Origin of the sequence: Schaalia georgiae DSM 6843 (assembly GCF_000429245.1) — a bacterium.
Classification (GTDB): Bacteria; Actinomycetota; Actinomycetes; order Actinomycetales; family Actinomycetaceae; genus Pauljensenia; species Pauljensenia georgiae.
This window is the reverse complement of the sequence record NZ_AUBM01000007.1, coordinates 63,643-82,612: the sequence shown is the minus strand read 5'-3', so window position 1 is coordinate 82,612 and position 18,970 is coordinate 63,643. Positions and strand designations below refer to the sequence as shown.

General features: G+C 67.9%; 16 protein-coding genes. 13 read left to right on the top strand and 3 right to left on the bottom strand.

Annotated features, from left to right (window positions below; all coding sequences use genetic code 11):
* The first annotated feature begins 22 nt into the window (after window positions 1-22).
* Entirely contained in the window at window positions 23-343 is a 321-nt protein-coding gene (locus G447_RS0102415) for a hypothetical protein (protein WP_026429905.1), read from the top strand.
* Here the strand turns inward: G447_RS0102415 and G447_RS0102410 are convergent.
* Window positions 330-1,742: an MBL fold metallo-hydrolase RNA specificity domain-containing protein gene (locus tag G447_RS0102410; RefSeq protein WP_026429904.1), complete on the bottom strand. Its 1,413-nt coding sequence runs from the start codon at window positions 1,740-1,742 to the stop codon at window positions 330-332. The genes G447_RS0102415 and G447_RS0102410 overlap by 14 nt on opposite strands.
* Window positions 1,743-1,905: 163 nt before the next feature.
* Between G447_RS0102410 and tig the strand changes: the two genes are divergently transcribed.
* The 11 genes from tig (at window position 1,906) to G447_RS0102355 (ending at window position 12,141) form a co-directional block, all read left to right on the top strand.
* Window positions 1,906-3,258, top strand: a complete 1,353-nt coding sequence (gene tig, locus G447_RS0102405) for a trigger factor (RefSeq protein ID WP_026429903.1) — start codon at window positions 1,906-1,908, stop codon at window positions 3,256-3,258.
* A gap of 216 nt (window positions 3,259-3,474) precedes the next feature.
* Window positions 3,475-4,086 carry an ATP-dependent Clp protease proteolytic subunit gene (locus G447_RS0102400; protein ID WP_026429902.1) on the top strand — a complete coding sequence of 204 codons (612 nt, stop codon included), beginning with the start codon at window positions 3,475-3,477 and terminating at the stop codon, window positions 4,084-4,086.
* Window positions 4,086-4,730 carry an ATP-dependent Clp protease proteolytic subunit gene (locus G447_RS0102395; protein ID WP_005872095.1) on the top strand — a complete coding sequence of 215 codons (645 nt, stop codon included), beginning with the start codon at window positions 4,086-4,088 and terminating at the stop codon, window positions 4,728-4,730. The genes G447_RS0102400 and G447_RS0102395 overlap by 1 nt, the downstream gene beginning before the upstream one ends.
* A gap of 356 nt (window positions 4,731-5,086) precedes the next feature.
* Entirely contained in the window at window positions 5,087-6,346 is a 1,260-nt protein-coding gene (gene clpX / locus G447_RS0102390) for an ATP-dependent Clp protease ATP-binding subunit ClpX (protein WP_005872113.1), read from the top strand.
* Between the two features lie 26 nt (window positions 6,347-6,372).
* Window positions 6,373-6,711, top strand: a complete 339-nt coding sequence (locus G447_RS0102385) for a chorismate mutase (protein WP_026429901.1) — start codon at window positions 6,373-6,375, stop codon at window positions 6,709-6,711.
* A 212-nt stretch (window positions 6,712-6,923) separates the two neighbouring features.
* Entirely contained in the window at window positions 6,924-7,403 is a 480-nt protein-coding gene (locus G447_RS0102380; protein ID WP_005872083.1) for a hypothetical protein, read from the top strand.
* Window positions 7,400-8,575: a peptidoglycan-binding protein gene (locus tag G447_RS0102375; protein ID WP_005872085.1), complete on the top strand. Its 1,176-nt coding sequence runs from the start codon at window positions 7,400-7,402 to the stop codon at window positions 8,573-8,575. Before G447_RS0102380 ends, G447_RS0102375 begins: the two co-directional genes overlap by 4 nt.
* Window positions 8,572-9,267, top strand: a complete 696-nt coding sequence (locus tag G447_RS0102370; RefSeq protein ID WP_026429899.1) for an ABC transporter ATP-binding protein — start codon at window positions 8,572-8,574, stop codon at window positions 9,265-9,267. The genes G447_RS0102375 and G447_RS0102370 overlap by 4 nt, the downstream gene beginning before the upstream one ends.
* The gene (locus G447_RS0102365) at window positions 9,260-10,462 is read left to right on the top strand and encodes an ABC transporter permease (RefSeq protein ID WP_005872109.1); all 1,203 of its coding nucleotides are present in this window, start codon (window positions 9,260-9,262) and stop codon (window positions 10,460-10,462) included. The genes G447_RS0102370 and G447_RS0102365 overlap by 8 nt, the downstream gene beginning before the upstream one ends.
* Window positions 10,463-10,822: 360 nt before the next feature.
* Window positions 10,823-11,752 (top strand): hypothetical protein, encoded by a 930-nt coding sequence (locus G447_RS0102360; RefSeq protein WP_026429898.1) that lies wholly within the window; start codon window positions 10,823-10,825, stop codon window positions 11,750-11,752.
* Window positions 11,753-11,910: 158 nt separating this feature from the next.
* Window positions 11,911-12,141, top strand: a complete 231-nt coding sequence (locus tag G447_RS0102355) for a hypothetical protein (RefSeq protein ID WP_131295660.1) — start codon at window positions 11,911-11,913, stop codon at window positions 12,139-12,141.
* 456 nt (window positions 12,142-12,597) lie between these two features.
* Here G447_RS0102355 and G447_RS0102350 read toward each other — a convergent pair whose 3' ends face one another.
* Window positions 12,598-14,505, bottom strand: a complete 1,908-nt coding sequence (locus G447_RS0102350) for an AMP-dependent synthetase/ligase (protein ID WP_026429896.1) — start codon at window positions 14,503-14,505, stop codon at window positions 12,598-12,600.
* A 194-nt stretch (window positions 14,506-14,699) separates the two neighbouring features.
* On the opposite strand from G447_RS0102350, the gene G447_RS0102345 reads away from it, so the two are divergent.
* A complete protein-coding gene (locus tag G447_RS0102345; RefSeq protein WP_026429895.1) occupies window positions 14,700-15,716 on the top strand; it encodes a LacI family DNA-binding transcriptional regulator in 1,017 nt (338 codons plus the stop codon).
* A gap of 58 nt (window positions 15,717-15,774) precedes the next feature.
* Here G447_RS0102345 and lacZ read toward each other — a convergent pair whose 3' ends face one another.
* Window positions 15,775-18,840 (bottom strand): beta-galactosidase, LacZ type, encoded by a 3,066-nt coding sequence (gene lacZ, locus G447_RS0102340; RefSeq protein ID WP_026429894.1) that lies wholly within the window; start codon window positions 18,838-18,840, stop codon window positions 15,775-15,777.
* Window positions 18,841-18,970 lie beyond the last annotated feature (130 nt).

Sequence of the window (18,970 nt, the reverse complement as noted above, 5' to 3'; positions counted from 1 at the left end):
GAACGGAAACCAAGGGGGTCCTGTGCCGTCGTACCGGTCGATCATGGCAGTGGGCGCGGTGCGCGCCGGGCACGACCCCCGCGAGGTCGAGGCGGCGGCCCGCAGCGCGGTGCGCCTGGAGTCCTGGGACATCGCGGTCGTATCGGGCCAGCCCCGTGCCACGGCCCGCTTCACTGCTGCGGACGACGACGAGGCCCGGGCCTCGCACGCCGCGATCCTCATGGGGGTGCGCCGAGTCGCCGCGGTGCCGGGCGCCGTGCTGGCCGCAGTGGTGCGCGGGCGCTCGCGGCCCATCGCCTCCGCGCCTGCCGACGTGCCGTCGGCGGGCCTCACCCCTGGGTGATCGTGATCGTCTGTCCGGGCGAGGCCACGGCGGCGTCGAGGCCGAGACGGGAGCGCAGTGCGGCAGCGAGGGCGCTCGCCGAGTCGGGTTCGCCGTGCACGCAGAAGATCCTGCTCGGGGCGGGGGACAGGCCGCGGGCCCAGTCCTCCAGCTCGGAGGCGTCGGCGTGGACGGAGAACTCCTCGTCGCGGACCACCTTGGCGCGCACACCGACCTCCATGCCGAGCAGTTTGAGGGACTGGGCGCCGTCGGCCAGCGACCGCCCCCGCGTGCCGACTGCCTGGTAGCCCGTCAGGACGACGCAGTTGCGCGGGTCGGGCAGCATCCTCGCCAGGTGGTGCAGGACCCGGCCGCCCGTGGCCATGCCCGACGCGGAGATGATGATCGCCGGAGTGCCCAGGGCGTTGAGGCGCTTGGACTCCTCGACGGTGCGCAACTGAGTGAGGTGCAGGTGGGGCAAGCGCAGCTGGGCGGCGTCGCGCAGCTCGCCGGCCTGGGAGGGGGCGCGGTAGATCTCCAGGGAGCGCAGGGCCATGGGGGAGTCCACGTAGACCGGGACCGGGGGGATCCGCCCCTCGGCGGCCATGAGGTCCAGGGCGGCCAGGACCACTTCGGTGCGGTCCACGGCGAACGCGGGCACCAGCACCGACCCGCCGAGCGAGACGGTGCGGCGGACGGCGGCGGCGAAGGCCTCGTGCGGCGAGGCGGGCTCGATGTGCTCGCGGTCGCCGTAGGTGGATTCGATGAGCGCCACGTCGGCCCCCGGGGGGATCTCGCGGCTGCGCAGCACCGGGTGGGTGGTGCGCCCCAGGTCGCCGGAGAACAGGACGGCCCCATCCGGGGTGGTGACCCGGATCGACGCCGAGCCCAGGATGTGGCCCGCCCGGTACCAGGTCGCCTCGATCCCGTCGCCCAGGTCCAAAGGCCGGTGGAACTCGACGGAGCGCATGAGCGGCAGGGTCTTGGCCACGTCGCCGATGCGGTACAGGGGCAGGGCCTTCTCGTGGCGCGAGAACCCGTGCTCGTTGGCGAAGTCGGCGTCCCGCTCCTGCAGGTACGCCGAGTCGCGCAGGACGATCTCGGTGAGCGCCTGGGTGGCGTCCGTGCCCCAGATCGAGCCGCGGAACCCGTGCTTGACCAGGCGGGGCAGGTAGCCGGTGTGGTCCATGTGGGCGTGGGTGAGCAGCACGTCGTCGATGGACGCCGGATCCACGGGGAAGGGCGCCCAGTTCGCGCGGCGGAGCTTCTTCATCCCCTGGAAGAGTCCGCAATCGACCAGGATCCGGCGCGGCCCCGCGCCCGGGCGGTCCGGGGCGCCATCGGGCGGGTCGATGGTGAGCAGGTACTTCGACCCGGTCACGGTGCGTGCCCCGCCGAGGAATGTGAGCGTCGTTGCCATGGATCCAGTGTGCCCGAAATCATGGCGGAAGACCAGGGCTGCGGGGCGCGTTTGCCCACTAAACGAGGTGGCGCGGCGACACGGGCGGGGCACTGTCGTAGACTGGACGGGTTATGTGCCCGGAAGGGCCCGGAATCAGCCAGACGTAACGGAGCATACGCACGTGAAGAGTAGTGTCGAGACACTCGAACCGACCAGGGTTCGCCTGACCGTTGAGGTACCTTTCGAGGAGCTCAAGTCCGAAATGGACAAGGCGTACAAGGACATCGCCGGCCAAGTCAACATCCCGGGGTTCCGCAAGGGGCACGTGCCCCCGCGCATTATCGACCAGCGTTTCGGGCGGGCCGCCGTCATCGAGCAGGTCGTCAACGAGGTCCTGCCCGGGCACTACTCCAGCGCGGTCGCCAGCAACGATCTGCGCCCCATGGCCCAGCCCGAGGTCGAGGTCACCGAGATCCCCAACACGAGTGGCCCTCAGGGCGGCCAGCTGGTGTTCACCGCCGAGGTCGCCGTCGTGCCGCCCTTCGAGCTGCCCGCGATCGATGAGTCGATCGAGGTCGTGGTGGACTCGACCGAGGTCGCGGACGAGGACGTGGACAAGGAGCTCGAGGAGCTGCGCGGGCGTTTCGCGACCCTCAAGACCGTTGACCGCGCCGCAGCGACCGGGGACTTCACGACCATCGACCTGGTCGCCCGCATCGGCGGGGAAGAGGTCGACTCCGTGTCCGACGTGTCCTACGAGATCGGTTCGGGCGACATGCTCGACGGCCAGGACGAGGCGCTGTCCGGCGCCAGCGCCGGCGACGAGGTCGCTTTCACAGCCGTCCTCAAAGGCGGCGACCACGAGGGCGAGGAGGCGGAGGTCTCCATCACCGTCAAGTCGGTGAAGGTCCGCGAGCTGCCCACGGCGGACGACGACTTCGCGCAGATGGTCTCCGAGTTCGACACCATTGGCGAGCTCACCGAGGACCTGAGGAAGCAGGCCGCCCAGTCCAAGGAGTCCCAGCAGGCCCTCCAGGCCCGCGACCGCCTCATCGACCTCCTGCTGGAGCGGGTCGAGATCCAGCTGCCCGAGTCGGCTGTCGAGCACGAGGTCTCCCAGCGCGTCGAGGCCGCGGGAGAGTCCGCCGACCAGGACGCCCTCCGCGCCGAGGTCGTCAGGGAAATGAGCGCCGAGCTTTTGTCGGAGGCCGTCGCCAAGGAGTTCGACGTGCAGGTCTCCCAGCAGGAGCTCATCGACTACGCGATCCAGATGTCGCAGAACTACGGCGTCGATATCAACCAGCTGTTCTCCTCCTCCCAGCAGATGGCGAACGTCGTCGCCGACCTCGGCCGCTCGAAGGCCCTCATCGAGGCCCTCAAGCGCGTCACCGTGAAGGATCCCGCCGGAGCGGACGTGGACCTGTCGAAGTTCTTCGGCGAGGACCCGGCCGCTGCGCAGAACGCCGAGATCGTCGGCGGGGCGGATTCCGACGAGGCAGCAGCCTCCGAGGATCCGGAGGACGCCGCCGAGTGAGGCCCTTGGCCCACCAGTGTCGGCGGGGCCCGCGCCAGTAGGCGCGGGCCCCGCCGTATCCCGCCTCCCCGAAGCCGGTCCCCGCTCCCGCGCGGATTGCGGTGAACCTGCGCTCAAAGCGAAAAGGCCCGTGCTGGGACGCGTGCGGGACCGGGAACCGCTACGTTGGTAGCAGCCTGACCCGGGAAGAGGGTCTACGTATAGGAGGAGGAGCGCGTGAGCGTGCACATGGCCGGCCCTGGCGCCGAGAGCATCATGGGGCTGGGGGACTCTGTCTACCAGCGCCTTCTGAAGGAGCGCATCATATGGCTCGGCGGAGAGGTCCGCGACGAGAACGCCAACACGATCTGCGCTCAGCTGCTGCTTCTGGCGGCCGAGGACCCCGACCGCGACATCTACCTGTACATCAACAGCCCCGGCGGCTCCGTGACCGCGGGCATGGCGGTCTACGACACCATGCAGTACATCAAGCCGGACGTGGTGACTGTGGGCATGGGCCTGGCCGCCTCGATGGGGCAGTTCCTGCTGACGGCCGGAGCTCCCGGCAAGCGGTACATCACCCCCCACACCCGGGTCCTGCTGCACCAGCCGTTGGGCGGGGCAGGGGGCTCGGCGACGGAGATCCGCATCAACGCGGACCTGATTCTGGGCATGAAGAAGGAACTCGCTGAGATCACCGCGCAGCGCACCGGCAAGTCCGTGGAGCAGATCGAGGCCGACGCCGACCGCGACCACTGGTTCACCGCCCGCGAGGCCCTGGAGTACGGTTTCGTCGACCGGCTGATCGAGGGCCCGCAGGAGATCGGCACCCGAGGAGGACAGTTCTGATGACCACCCGACCCTACTTCGAGGCCGCTGCCCGGCAGATGCCGCAGGCCCGCTACGTGCTGCCCGACTTCGAGGAGCGAACGGCCTACGGATTCCGCCGCCAGAACCCCTACACGAAGCTCTTCGAGGACCGCATCGTCTTCCTCGGCGTCCAGGTGGACGACGCCTCGGCGGACGACGTGATGGCGCAGCTGCTGGTCCTGGAGTCCCAGGATCCCGACTCGCTCATCACCATGTACATCAACAGCCCCGGCGGCTCGTTCACCGCGCTCACGGCCATCTACGACACGATGCAGTACATCAAGCCGCAGATCCAGACCGTGTGCCTGGGGCAGGCCGCCTCCGCCGCAGCGGTCCTGCTCGCGGCAGGCAGTCCCGGCAAGCGCCTCGCGCTGCCCAACGCGCGAGTCCTCATCCACCAGCCGGCCATGGAGGGCATGCAGGGGCAGGCCTCCGACATCCAGATCGTCGCGGACGAAATTGACCGGATGCGCGCATGGTTGGAGGAAACCCTGGCGAAGCACTCCGGGACCCCGGTCGAACAGGTGCGCCGCGACATCGAGCGCGACAAGATCCTGACCGCTCCGCAGGCGGCCGACTACGGGCTGATCGACCAGGTGCTGGAATCGCGCAAAGCCCAGTGACGGAAGGGCCTGTGGCGTGTTCGGTATCTATCGAACGCCACGGGCCCTTCTCGTTTAGTGAATGCGAGTTCGTGACGCCGGTCATGGAAACTGGCGAAGGGTTTGAGAAAAACTAACCTGTCGGTAAGTCAGTAGTTTCTCGCCATGGCCGATGCTGTGGTCCATTCACAGTGGCGGATGGGTGTGGAGACGGACCGCGCGATGCCGAGGGGGGGAAGGGGGAATCGCGACTTTTCGCGGGAAAAGCCTTGCGTGTTTCCCCGTGTGCGCTATCGTTGCAATAGTTTGAACGACTGAAACACCGCCGGCGTACCGGCACCGTCCCAGGGCGGTATCCCAACAACCTTGGAGGTCCCGTGGCTCGACTCACTGATGGCGCAGAACTGCTGAAATGCTCTTTCTGCGGGAAGAGCCAGAAGCAAGTGCGCAAACTCATCGGAGGCTCCGGCGCGTACATCTGCGATGAATGCATCGAGTTGTGCAACGAGATCATCGAGGAGGAGCTCGGCAAGCAGCCCTCGTCCTCGGCGGCCTCGCCCCTGCCCAAGCCCCGCGAGATCAATGAGTTCCTCAATTCATGGGTGATCGGTCAGACCAGGGCCAAGCGCGCGCTGTCAGTCGCCGTCTACAACCACTACAAGCGCGTGCGCTCGCGCGAGGCCGGCCATGAGGAGGACATGCTCGGCACCAAGTCGAACATCCTGCTCCTGGGGCCCACGGGCACCGGGAAGACCCACCTGGCCCGCTCGCTCGCCCGCCTCCTCGAAGTCCCCTTCGCCATCGTCGATGCCACCGCGCTCACCGAGGCGGGCTACGTGGGCGAGGACGTGGAGAACATCCTGCTGCGACTCATCCAGGAGGCCGATGGCGACATCAAGAAGGCCGAGCGCGGCATCATCTACATCGACGAGATCGACAAGATCGGGCGCAAGGCTGAGAACGCCTCCATCACCCGCGATGTCTCCGGCGAGGGCGTGCAGCAGGCCCTCCTGAAGATCATCGAGGGCACTGTCGCCTCGGTGCCGCCGTCGGGGGGGCGCAAGCACCCCCACCAGCAGTTCCTCGAGATCGACACTTCGGGAATCCTCTTCATCGCCGCCGGCGCCTTCGCGGGCATCGAGGAGATCGTCAAGGCGCGCCTGGGGCAGCGCTCCACGGGTTTCGCCTCCGAACTGAAGTCCGCCTCGGAGATGGGGGACCTCTACGAGGCCGTCAACGCCGAGGACCTCCACAAGTTCGGGATGATTCCCGAGTTCATCGGCCGCCTGCCGATCCTGACATCGACGAAGGAGCTCACCAAGGAGGATCTGGTCCGGGTCCTCACGGAGCCCAACAACTCGCTGGTGCGCCAGTACCAGCACCTCTTCGAGCTCGACGGCATCGAATTGGACTTCACCCGTGGCGCCCTGCTGGCCGTCGCGGCCCAGGCCAACGAGCGCAAGACCGGTGCCAGGGGGCTGTCCTCCATCATGGAGCGCACCCTGTCGGACCTCATGTTCGAGCTGCCCAGCCGCGACGACGTGGCCCGCGTGGTCATCACGCGCGAGCACGTCAACGGCGTCGGCGCCGCCGAGTTGTACACGGACCGTTCCTCCGAGCGGGTGCGCAGCGCCTGAGGGGCCCTGTGATGGGGAGCGGATCAATGGGGAATGATACGGCGGGCCCGGCCGATCGCGGCGTGACGGGGATTCCCGAGGCACTCGCCGACGCGCGCCGCACCATCGACAACATCGACGCCGCGCTCATCCACATCCTCGCTGAGCGCTTCCGCTGCACGCAGCGCGTGGGGCACATCAAAGCGGTCCACGACCTGCCCCCGGCCGATCCTGAGAGGGAGGCGCGCCAGGTCGAGCGCCTGCGGGCACTGGCGGTCGGCTCCGGCTTGGACCCGGACTTCGCGGAGAAGTTCCTGTCTTTCATGGTGCGCGAGGTTATCCGCCACCACGAGGACATCAAAGCCGAGTACAACGGCGCCGGGTAGCGGGGCGTGCCTCGTCGATTCGTTACCGAATTGTGACGGGTGCCGTTTTTTGGTGCTAGGAGAGAGCAGTTCCCGGCTTGACGGTTACTGGGAGAGGTTATTTCTGGTCTGTCTCCAGGGTTCCTTTAAGGAAACTTCCAGGGATGCCGTCTTGAATGATCAACTGCGAGCGTGATCCGCCGCAAAGACACGTACATTCAAGGAGTTTTCCCATGAAGAAACACCGCCCCGCCCGTGCCTTCGCCGCAATCGGCCTGGCAGTCGCCGTGGGCGTCCTCGGCGCCTGCTCCAACGGCGCCTCGGGCAACGCTGGCAGCAAGCCCTCCGCCAGCTCGTCGAGCACCGTCAAGTCCGCGGACGACGCGAACCTGGTCTTCGCGCAGTGCATGCGCGGGAAGGGCTTCGACGTGCCCGACACCGGTTTGACCCCGGACAACCTCTCCGACACCTCGGAGGCGTTCAACAACGCCCTCAACGAGTGCCAGAAGGAGATCGGTCCGGCGCTGGGCGAGGAGAACGACCTCACGAAGGACGCTGACGCTCAGCAGCAGCTCGTCAAGGGCGCTGAGTGCCTGCGCGGGCTTGGCTACGACGTGCCGGATCCGGAGCCGGGTAAGGGCCTCAACGTCAAGGACGTCCCGCAGGACGCCCTGCAGAAGTGCTTCAACAACCAGGGGGCCCAAACCAAATGACGACGGACTCGACGGAAACGAAACCGCCGCGTAAGCGCCGGATGCTCGTCGTCGGCACCTGTGCGGTCCTGGCGGTCGCTCTCGCAGGGGTGGGAACAGCCTACGCGCTGGGCAAACTGCCCGGCGGTGAGCAGAACCAGTCGGAGGGGAACGTCTTCACGGGAAGCACCGACGTGGTGACCCGCGGCACCCTTGAGGGGGAGACGACCGCAGTGGGAACCCTGCGTTACGCGGACCAGTACAAGTTCCGCGGCACCTTCGAAGGCGTCATCACGAAACTCCCCACTCCGGGCACCACGCTCCACCAGGGGGACATGATGCAGCAGGTCGGCGACGAGCCCACCTACTTCATGCGCGGAGCGACCCCCGCTTGGAGGACTTTCGAGCCCGACATGAGCAACGGCGACGACGTCACCCAACTGGAGACCGCGCTCAAAGAACTCGGGTACTTCACCGGCGAGCCGAACACCCGCTACGACTGGCTGACGCGCGCCGCCATCCAGAAGTGGCAGAAGGACAAGGGACTCACGCAGAACGGGATCCTCCCGCTGGGCCGCGTGGTCTTCGCCCCCGAGGATCTGCGGGTCGGCACGATGATCGCCCGCCTCGGTGACCGCGCGACACCGGAGACCGACCTGTTCAACGTCTCCAGCACCCGCCAGGTGATCAGCGCCAACCTCAAACTGGCTGACCAGAAACTGGGCGTCGTGGGCAACAGTGTCAAGATCCGCCTGCCCGGCGGCCAGACCACCACGGGGACGATCGCCACCGTGGAACCGCCCACCGACAAAGGATCTGCGTCCGGCGAGCAGAAGGGCTCCGGCTCTGGCTCCGGTTCGGGCTCTGGTTCTGGCTCTGGTTCCGATTCCGCAAGCGACAAGGAGCGCGTAATCCCGATCACCGTTACGCCCGACGACCCCTCGGCGACAGAAGGGCTCCAGGAGGCGTCTGTGTCGCTGGGCCTGGTCAGTGAGAAGCGCGAGAACGTCCTGTCCGTGCCGTTGGGCGCGCTCATCGCCCTCACGCCCGACCAGTTCGGCGTCGAGGTGGTGAACGACGACAACACCATCCGGAAGGTGCCGGTCAAGACCGGTCTCTTCGCCGGGGACCGCGTTGAGGTGACCAGTGACGAGCTGTCTGAGAATCAGCGTGTGGTGGTGCCCGACCGATGAGCCGAATACTCTCACTGCACGACGTGCGCCGTACCTACGGCCAACCGCCCGTGGCGGCGTGCGCCGGGGTCAGCCTCTCGATCGAACGGGGTGAGTTCGTCGCCATCGTCGGCCCCTCCGGGTCGGGCAAGTCCACTCTGCTCAACCTCATCGGAACACTGGACCGCCCCACCTCGGGTACTGTGGAGATCGACGGGATCGACGTGTCGCGCCTGTCGGACCGCAGGCTGTCGGGACTGCGGGCGCACCTGATCGGCTTCGTGTTCCAGCAGTTCCACCTCAGCGAGGGCATGACGGCGATTGACAACGTCGCCGACGGCCTGCTCTACCTGGGCGTGTCCCGGGCCGAGCGCCGCCAGAAGGCGGAGAAAGCCCTCATCCGGGTCGGGCTGTCGCACCGGCTCCACCACAAGCCCCACCAGATGTCGGGCGGCGAGCGCCAGCGCGTCGCCATCGCCCGCGCGGTCGTGGGGGACCCCCCGCTGCTGCTCGCGGACGAACCCACGGGCAACCTCGACTCCGTGTCGGGCGCGTCCATCGTGGAACTGCTCCACGAGCTCCACGAGCAGGGGACGACCATCGTCGTCATCACGCACGACAACGACCTCGCGATGCAACTGCCCCGCCAGGTCGCCATCAAGGACGGACGCATCGTCCACGACTCCGCCGCGAAGGAGGTGGCCTATGTCTGAGGGCTCCAAATCGATGTACTCGAAGCTGCGCTGGTCCGACGTGGCGCGCCTCGGTGGAACGGGCATACGCTCGCGCCCCACGCGGGCCGTCCTGTCGGCCCTGGGCATCGCCATCGGCATTGCGGCGATGGTGGGCGTCATCGGCGTGTCGACCTCCAGCCAGGCCCAGCTCGCCGAGCAGCTGCGGGCGCTGGGCACCAATATGCTCACCGCCCAGGCCGGCGAGGACCTGTCCGGGTCGTCGACGCGCCTGCCGGGTGACGCGGTCGGCAGGATACGGCTCATCGACGGGGTGGAGAAGGCGACTTCCACGGCCACCCTGTCGGGGGTGTCCGTCTACCGCTCCCGCCTCGCGGACAAGAACGCTACAGGCGGCATCCTCACCATGGCTGCCGAGCAGTCCCTGCTCGACGTGGTGGCGGGCTCCGTGGCCCGGGGGACGTGGCTCAACGAAGCGACGGCCACCTACCCGGCGACGGTCCTCGGAGCAAAAGCCGCCCACCGCCTCGGCGTCGTTGAGCCCGGCACCCAGGTGTGGATCGGGCACACCTCGTTCACAGTCGTCGGCATCCTCGATCCGGTGACCCTGGCGCCCGAGCTCGACAACTCAGCCCTGATCGGGTCGAGCATCGCCGAGCAGCAGTTCAGCTTCGACGGGAAGCCGACCACTGTCTACGAGCGCTCCACTGAGGACAGGGTCGAGGACGTGCGCGCCCTCCTGGGCCCCACGCTCAGCCCGAAGAACCCGACCTCCGTCAAGGTCTCGCGGCCCTCTGACGCCCTGGCCGCGAAGAACGCCGCGGACCAGACCTTCACGGCGCTGCTGGTGGGGGTCGGCTCGATCGCCCTGCTGGTCGGTGGCATCGGCGTGGCGAACACGATGATCATCTCCGTTCTGGAAAGGCGCAGGGAGATCGGCCTGCGGCGCTCGCTTGGGGCCATGCGCGGGCACATCCTCGTCCAATTCCTGGCTGAGGCGCTGCTGCTGGCGTTCCTGGGAGGGGCCGCAGGGTGCGTGCTCGGCATCGGCGTCACCTTCGGGATGAGTGCGGCGAACGGATGGCCATTCACCTTGCCGTGGTACGTGGTTGTCGCGGGCCTGTCCGTGACAGTCGGGATCGGGGCAGTCGCAGGCCTCTACCCCGCAGTGAGGGCCTCGCGCACACCGCCCACCGCGGCGCTCAACGCCCAGTAGCGACTCGAGCCCCAGATGCCCCCAATGGGGAGCTCCCGCCTGATGGGGAGCGCTTGGCGGGGAATGCGCGATGGGGAACGCCCGCGCCCGTCGGCCATGTGCCGACGGGCGCGGGCGTGCATGCGGGTGCGGTGGCACTCACATGTGGGAAGGGAGCGGGTGCGGCGGCACTCACATGTGGGAAGGGAGCGGGTGCGGCGGCACTCACATGTGGGAAGGGAGCGGGTGCGGCGGCGCTCGCGAGTGGGAAGGGAGCGGGTGCGGCGGCGCTCGCGAGTGGAACCGGTCGGGCGTCCCGAGTTTGCCCCTGCCCCCTACAACAGTGGTACCGTCGAACAGAATCGAGTCGAAAGGCAGCCTATGACATCGCCCTACGCCCAGCCCGATCCGAACGCCGATAGTCGCGGACAGGGGAGCGGCCGAGCTCCCGGCTACGGAGGTTCTGCCCAGCAGTACGGCGCGCCCGGCGGCTCGGCCCAGCCCTACGCGCCGCCAGGAGGACCGGCCCAGCAGTACGGGGTTCCGGATGGTTCGTCTCAGCCTTACGCGGCATCCGGTGGTTCTGCCCAGCAGTACGGCGCGCCCGGAGGGGCCGGGGCCGGTCGGGAGCCCACGGGCGGGCAGGCGTACGCCCAAGGGGCTCTGGCGGGCGGCGCGCCCGGCCAGGGGGGCGGTGTCTACCAGTACCAGCGCGACGACACTGCCCCCATTCCCCTGACGGCGGACTCCATTGTGATGCCGAGTGCGACGGGCGCAGCGTGGCTGGCGTTCGTCCTCTCCGTTCCCTTCATCCTGGGATCGATCTGGAACGTGATCTACCTCGGCGGGAAAGGGACTGTCCTGGGGATCGTCGTCCTCGGCATATTCGGGGCGTTCCTGCTCTTCGGCGGGTTCCTCTTCCGCTCCTCGTCGATGACCATCGACGCCACCGGGTTCCACGCCAAGAACATGGTGCGGTCGGCAGACATCCCGTGGCCGACCTCGCGGACCGGGTTCTACGTGCGGGTCGAGAGGAAGCGCAGGGGGGCCAGCTCTCTCGTCAGCGAGGCGTCCGTCCGCGTTATCATTCCCGACGGGCGGGCCATGCCGCTCACCGGCGCCGCCTGGGCCGGGATCGACGTGGCGGAAATGGAAGTGAAGGGCATCACGCAGTGCTGGCGGTTGTGGAACTGGGCGGTTGCAAAGGGCTTCACCCGCGAGACCGGCCAGTACGTGGAACTCAGCGGCCTCGGCATCCAGCAAGCCATGCGGTCCAAACAAGAGCACCTCTACGGCATCGTCCGCGGTTGACCCGTTGCGGGGCAAACGCTGCAAGTGCAGGGCCTCGGCGCGCGGCCCGATCCCCCTGGACGCCGACACCGTCACTGTTCCCCGTTCTCCTCAACGTGCGGCGCCGCTTGCCCATGGCCATGGTCTGCGTCGTCGCCCCGGACGGCCGGTGGATCAGGATGCGCAATCTCGCGTGGTACCGCTTGTCGAGGGATGAAGTGGTTTCCCTCGCAGTCCTTCACTGCTGGCGCATCTGGAACTGGGGCGCGGCCAAGGGCTACACGCGGGAGACTGGTGCCTACACGCCCCTGCGCAACCCGCGCGTGCAGCAGGAGCGCAGCCAGATCGAATGGGCGTTCGGGATCCTCCCCACCACTCCCGCGCCCCACGAGGTCCGCTGGACCGCCTGAGCAGCCGGTCAGCCGCCCCGAATTGTGCCATTGGGACCGGGGAGGGGAGAAGGCGCGCCAACGGGCTGCGGTGCCGCTGCCCCTACCAGTGCCAGCACGCCCGCCTCGGGGGAAGGCGGGCGGCGGCTGTGCTTGCCCCGCCAGAGCCATTGGGACCGCGGCAGAAGGCGCACCGGCAGGCGGCAGCATCCCGGGTGGTCCGAAATGCGTCTGAGTTTCGGGCCTTTCCGGGGGATTCCCGGGTGGCTGTTCCAAAATGCGTCTGAGTCTAGGCAAAATCGCGAGAATCGGCCCGAAACCGTCGAACTCAGACGCAAAATGGAACACTGCGCCCCGGCACCGCCGAAACACGGCGAAACTCAGACGCATTTTGGACCATTACGGCACCCGTACAGCGCCCCACCACATCACCGCGACGACGGAGGCCGCAGCCGGCCTGCCCGCGCCGGAAGCGGCTCACTCCTCGACGGGGCCGCCGTAGAGCTCGTCGATGACGGGGGCCAGGCGGCGCACGGCCACGGTGCGCTTGACCTTCAACGACGGGGTGAGCAGGCCATTCGCCTCGGTGAAGTCCGAGGTGAGCACCTTGAACTTGCGGATCGACTCGGCGCGCGAGACATGCTCGTTCGCCCCGTCCACCGCCTTCTGCAAGGATGCCAGGACCTCGACGTTCGTGGCCGCCTCGGCGACGCTCATGACCGGCAGGCCGTGGGACTCCAGCCACACGGGCAGCATTTCCGCGTCCAAGGTGATGAGCGCTGCCACGAAGGGCCGCTGGTCGCCGACCACCAGGACCTGGGATATCAGCGGGTGGGAGCGCATCGGGTTCTCCAGGGCGGCCGGGGCGACGTTCTTGCCGCCGGCGGTCACGATGATCTCCTTCGCGCGGCCCGTGATCCTCACGTACCCGTCGCGGTCCAGGGAGCCCAGGTCGCCCGTCTTGAACCAGCCGTCCTCGGTGAAGCAGGCGGCGGTGGCCTCGGGGTCGTTGTTGTAGCCGTGGAAGACCGAGGGGCCCTTGAGCAGGATCTCGCCCTCGTCGGAGACTTTGAAGGACATGGGCGGCAGGGCCGGGCCGACGGTGCCGATCTTCGACAGGCGCGGGGTGTTGACCGAGACGGGGCCCACCGTCTCCGTCAGGCCATAGCCCTCCAGGACGGGGATGCCCAGGCCCCGGTAGAAGTGGCCGAGCCAGGTCGCCAGGGGCGCCCCGCCCGACACGATGTAGCGGGCGTTCCCGCCGACCAGTTTGAGGATGGTCTGGAACACCAGCTTGTCCGCCAGGGCGCGCTGGGCGCGCAGTGAGCGCGAAGGGCCCTGTGGGGTGTCCAGCGCCTTGGAGTACTCGATGGCCACGTGGGCGGCCCACCGGAAGACCCGTTTCTTCGCGCCCTTCGTGGCCTTCGCGTCGGCCGAGTTGTAGATCTTCTCCAGGACGCGCGGCACGACCAGCAGGTAGGAGGGCCGGAAGGAGGCCAGGTCGGGCAGCAGGTTCTTGATGTTCGACACGTGCGCCATGACGCCGTTGCCGCTGATCTGGAAGACCTGCAGGAAGCGCGCGAACACGTGGGCGAGCGGCAGGAACAGCAGCAGGCGGGAGTCCTCGCCCGCAGCGATCTCGGGCATCCACGCGTGGGAGTTGAGGCACAGGTTCGTGAAGTTCTCGTGGGTGAGCACCGTGCCCTTGGGGGTGCCCGTCGTCCCCGACGTGTACACGATCGTGGAGATGTCGTCCTTCGTCAGGGCCCCGGTGCGCGCGGCGACGGTGGCGCGGGGCACGCCGGCGCCGTCGGCGACCAGGGTCTCGATGGCTTCTGAGTCCAAGGAGAGCACGACGACGTGGTGGCGCCCGGCCCGTTCGGCGGCCGTGCGCACGATCTCCGCCAGGGACACGGTCTCAGTGACGACCAGGTCGACGTCGGCGTCGGAGAGCACGTGGGCGACCTGCTCGATGGAGCTCGTCTCGTAGATGGGAACGGGGACCAGGCCCGCGCACCAGCACGCGAAGTCGAGCAGCGTCCACTCGTAGCGGGTGCGGCTCATGATCGCGACCCTCTGGCCGGGCTCCAGCCCGCGCGCGATGAGCCCGGCGGACACCTGCTGGACCTCTTCGTGGAAGTCCCGGGCGCTCACCGGCCGCCACGTGTCGCCCATGCCCAGTTTGCGCAGGATGAGAGGGCGGCGGGGGCTGCGGCCCACGCGGTCCTGAAGCAGGCGGGGGATCGTGCAGGTCTCGTCGATGCGCACCAGCGTGGGGGCGTGCCACTCCAGTGCCTCCGTGGCGCCCTCGCTGGTCGGCGCGGGCACGGCCTCGAGCTCCGTGGCGCTGTCTTCCGACGAGGCGGGGGTCGGGTTGTCGCTCATGTCTGTTCCTTCGTCCGTGGCGCGCATGGGCCCTATCTTACGGCACCGTAGGGTGGGGCAGGGGTGGGATCGGATCCGGTTGGTGGCGATCGGATCGCCATACGGGCACGCGCTAGACTAGGGAACCGATTGCGGGAATAGGCCCTCAGCGGCGCGAACACCGCGGAGGAACTGTTCTCGAAGGAGGGTAGCAAATGGTCAGCCTCAGTGATATCGCCGCCGCCACCGGGTATTCGAAGGCGACGGTGTCACGGGTGCTCAACGGGGATCCCACGTTCTCAGTCCGGGAGGACACGCGCCGCAGGATTATCGAGGTCGGCAACGAGATGGGGTACGCGCTCAAGGGCAGGCGCGTGGGAATCCCCCAGAACGTGGCGATCCTCGACAACGTCGATCCTGAGCGGGGGCTCCACGACGCCTACTTCTTCGACGTCCGCGAGGCGCTGAAAGTCAAAGCCTCCGAGCACATGATGTCGCTCGCGTCCTTCCCGGATTGCGATTCGCTCATCGGCGCGGCCGATCGCTTCTCCGGTTTCATCTCGGTCGGCCCCTCCCCTTTGAAGGGGGGCGACCTTGAAAAGCTCCACGCCGCGCTGCCCCACGGTGTTTTCATTGATATCAATCCAGCGCCGACACTGTTCCACTCCGTGCGCCCCGACCTCCAGCAGACGGTCCTCGACGCCATCGACGCGCTGAGGGACCAGGGACGCAGGCGGATCTCCTTCGTCGGAGGCGATGGCCATATCATGGGCATGCATTTCTACGAGGAGGACATCAGGACCTTCGCGTTCGTCAACTGGATGGAGCGCCTGGGGCTGTCCGCCGAGGCGAGGGTCTGCGCGGAGGGCTCTTTCACGGTGGAGAACGGCCGCCGCCAGATGGAGCAGATACTGGCGGACTCCACCGGTCCTGCGCCGGACGCGGTCGTCGTCGCCGCGGATCCGCTGGCCGTTGGAGTGCTCCAATGCCTCGTGGCGGCTGGAATGCGTGTGCCCGATGACGTCGCGGTGGTCTCGATCAACAACCTCGAAGTGTGCGAGTACACGGCCCCGCCGCTGTCCTCCTACGCGATCAACCGCGAGGAGCTCGCCGAGTCCGCGATCCTCCTCCTCTCCGACTCGATCATCGGCCGCTACGAGCAGCGCCACCATGTCCTGATCTCCACTGAGCTGGTGGTCCGATCGAGTTTCGTTCCCGCCTCGGCGGTCTAGGGCGCGCCCGCTGGTGCCCGGGGCCGGAGCGCACGGTCCCGGGCACCAGCGGCGCAGTTCACAGCATCGACAGGACGACGTCCAGGACGTGCGCTTGCTCGGACGGCACAAGGTACTCCGGGTGGACTTCGGAGCCCCAGGAGTCGTCGCCCCCAACGCCCATCTGGGCCGCGAGGAGCCGCAAGTGGGTCGCCGGACGGCGCCCGGGATCGGGGAGCTCCCACCAGTGGACGGCCTCCTCGATCTGGGCGCTCGAGTACGGTAGGAGGGAGACCTCGAACGGGCTGCCGGTCGCGCTCACGACCCGGATCCCGTTCCCCTGCTCGTCGCTGGCCTCCGCCCACTGCGCGCCCATGTGGTTCCCGCATTCCTGCGGCACCACGTAAGGAGTGAGGTCCTCTGAGAGGGAGCGCGACCATATCCCGAGGCGGCCTCCGCTGAGCCGGTCGATGTACGTCTCGTCGGGGCCGATGCCGTAGAAGCGCAAACGGGAGAGCGACGGCGGAAGCGCCCACTCGATGCCGAAGCAGGGAAGCGTCGGCAGATCCGGAGCCCCCGGGTACGAGGCGGTGAACCTGATCGTTCCGTCGTCGTTGAGGCGGTAGACCACGGAGACCGGGATGCCCACGGCGGCGAGCTCGTAGCAGTAGGCGACTTCGACACCGCGGTCCTCCTGGCGCACCGAGACATCCGAGCAGCGGGCGTACCTGCCCGCGACGGTCCAGACCGCGCGCTCGAAGCCGTGGGAGGCACCCCGGTCGTTGTCCGTGAGGGGCCGGAACGTCGTGAGCTTTGGGGGATGGAGCACGAGGGGGCCGCCGTCCTTCGCCCAGAGGACCATTCCTCCAGCCGTCCGGGACAAGAGCGCCTCCTCACCGCCCGTTCTCATCCCGATGTTCCAGCGTCCGACCGTGTACGACGCGTCTTTCCGATCGGCGGCGCCCAGGGGGGACGGGGGCGCGGCGAGGGGGAGCGCGGACTGGCCGAAGCACACTTCGTGCCCCGCCGGGCACCACGCGGTCCGATGGAGGTGGACCAGCGAGGCCACGAGGACGATCTGGCGGCCGGGGGCCGAGTACTCGTCGATGGGCCACGGGCAGGGCACGGTGGCGCGATCACCGGGGCGGACATCAGAAGACACTGTGATCCGCCAGACCGCTTCGCCGTCGACCAGGAGCGAGCACACCAGGTCGTAGGCGCCGCTGGACGTGAACAGCGACCGGTTCGTGACATCGACTCCGGTTGTGGACGGGACGAGTGAGAAATCCGAGTACAGTTGTTTGACCTCGCGCGCAGCGGGGGAGGGGGTGCGGTCGGCGAAGAGCAACCCGTCCGCGGAGAACTCCCAATCGCAGGGCCGGTCCCCGAAGTCCCCTCCGTAGGCGAGGAACTCCCCGGCGCTCGCGGGGGTCGCCGGATGCCACAGGGCCTGGTCGATCAGGTCCCAGATGAACCCTCCCTGGTAATGGGGGTAGCGCTCCAAGTCCGTGTACAGGCCCAAGCCGCCGACCGAGTTCCCCATGGCGTGCATGTACTCGCAGGAAATGTACGGTTTGGCGGGCGAGGACGCGAGGTACTGCTCGATCTTGTCCGGGTGGACGTACATGCGGGACTCGATGTCGCTCACGTCGTCGTACTCCCGGTCCCAGGTGATCCCCTCGTAGTGCACTGGGCGCGCGGGGTCGAGTTCATGGGCACGTCGGCTCATGGCGCGGAAGACCTCACCTCCGTAGGACTCGTTGCCCAGTGACCAGATGAGAACGCTCGGGTGGCTGTAGTCGCGGACCATCATCCGCTCGAGACGGTCGACGCACGCGTCCTGCCACTGCGTCCGCGACCCCGGGATGGCCGTGTCGGGCGTCGGGACGTCTCCGGGGAGGGTCCACGTTCCGTGGGTCTCGAGGTTGGCCTCGTCGATGACGTAGATCCCGTACTCGTCGCACAGGTCGTAGAAGCGGGGGTCATTGGGGTAGTGGCTGGTGCGGATCGCGTTGATGTTGTGGAGCTTGCAGAAGCGGATGTCGGCCAGCATGTCCGCCTCGTCGAGCGCGCGCCCTTTGCGCGGGTGGAACTCGTGGCGGTTGACGCCCTTGAAGACGATGCGCCGCCCGTTGAGCGTCATGATGCCGTTCTCGATTCCGAAGCGCCTGAAACCGACGTTGAGGGCCACCGTTTCGCACGTGCGCCCATCGCGGTCGATGACGTCAAGGTGGAGGCGGTAGAGGGTGGGGGACTCGGCGGACCACGGCGCGATCTGGGGGATCCCGTCGGACACGAGGTCCGCCGCCGCGCTCCGGGGCGTTTCGGTGCTCCACACGGGCGCATCGGAGTAGTCGAAGAGCTCCGCGCGGATTGATGCGCCCCCGAGGGGATCGACGACATCCGCTTTGATGTGGAGTCGGCCGACCTCGCTGTGGTGGTCGAAGTCGGCGTCGATGCGGACGCTGTTGACGTGGGTGGGGGGCAGGGCCGTGAGGCAGACGCCCCGGAACAGGCCGTGGAAACGCCACGAGTCCTGTCCTTCGAGCCACGAGGCGCTGGAGTGCTCGTAGCACGCGACAACGAGTTCGTGGATGGTGTCGGTGGACGCCCCGCCGAGGAGGCGGGTGATGTCGAACTCGCTGGCGGTGTACCCGTCTTCGCAGTAGCCGACGAACACGCCGTCGCACCAGATGTAGAGCGCGGTGGCGAAACCCCCGAATGAGAGCAGGACGGTTCCGCCGTCGAGCGCGGCCCCCCGGAGGTCCTCATCGAGGGTGAAGAGGCGGCGGTAGAGGGCGACGCGGTTGGTGTCTGGGACCGAGGGGGCCTCCGGGTCCGCGTGCCCATCCCAGGGCATTTGGATGTTGACGTACGCGGGCCTCCACCCTCCGTTCGTCTCAAGGGTGGAGGGGACGGGGATGGTGGCGATCCGATCCGATGCGGATCGCAGTACGGAGGCGGGCGACTCGGGATCGGCGACGTCGATGGCGCGTGCGTCAGTGTCGAGCACCTCCCATGGGCCGTTGAGGGACTGCCTGGGGGCGTCGGTGCGGTGGTACGACCGCTGTGGGTGCCGGTTCACGGCGAACACGGTGGGGTCTGTGAGCCACTGGGCTGAGGGTGTGGGGGCTGCGGATGGCATAGGATCTACCTCCTGAGTGATGGCGGCGCTGCTGATCAGGTAAACCGAATTACCCTTGAGTCTACAGGCATTTGGGGTGTGATGGCAAGATCTGTTGTGCAGTTCAAGGTGGATACGGCTGAGTGAGTTT